The 518-nt window shown below is 39.4% G+C and carries 1 protein-coding gene and 1 pseudogene; one reads left to right on the top strand and one right to left on the bottom strand.

What is annotated here, in order from left to right; translation table 11 throughout:
* A partial coding sequence (locus ACFIML_RS09405; protein WP_375688070.1) for a peptide deformylase occupies positions 1 to 212 on the bottom strand: 212 nt, incomplete at its 3' end.
* 91 nt (positions 213 to 303) lie between these two features.
* On the opposite strand from ACFIML_RS09405, the pseudogene ACFIML_RS09400 reads away from it, so the two are divergent.
* A pseudogene (locus ACFIML_RS09400) lies at positions 304 to 518 on the top strand (DNA recombination protein RmuC); the annotation flags it as partial.

The following is a 518-nucleotide window of genomic DNA, read 5'->3' as shown; positions in this document are numbered from 1 at the left end:
TTTTTCTGTTCATCATTTCGCGAGACATCTAAAACCAACATACGTAGGGGTATGCCAATCTGAATGGCGGCAAGGCCAACGCCTTGGGCGTGATACATAGTTTCCAGCATATCATCAGCGAGTTTTTGAACAGCTGAATCAATATACTCAACAGGTTTGGATATTTCCGGTAAAATCGGACCAGGTACAATAACTAAAGGTCTCATTGGCATGAGGCACAGATTAATCAATGGTTTGTTATGGGTCAATATTGAATGGCAGATTCTTACGCTTTTTTACGGTAAGAGCGTTATATTACTTTTTATGTTTGATTCGTTTTTTTCTTTTATACTCGCTGATGAGTCTTTTGTTAAACTGAGCGCTCTGCTTTTGCTTATATTCGTTTGCTTGGTATTTTTTATGCTGATGCATTCTTATCGGAAAAAGGCGCTTTGGGAAAGTGAAACTGCTGAGCGTTCTCGTGAAGTACAAATGCAAATCGCTACATTGCTAAAAACACAGGCTGAAATGCAAGGACG

Origin of the sequence: Bartonella sp. AC62GZZY, from assembly GCF_042196525.1 — a bacterium.
In the GTDB taxonomy this organism is placed as follows: Bacteria; Pseudomonadota; Alphaproteobacteria; order Rhizobiales; family Rhizobiaceae; genus Bartonella.
This window is presented reverse-complemented; position numbering and strand designations above follow the sequence as displayed.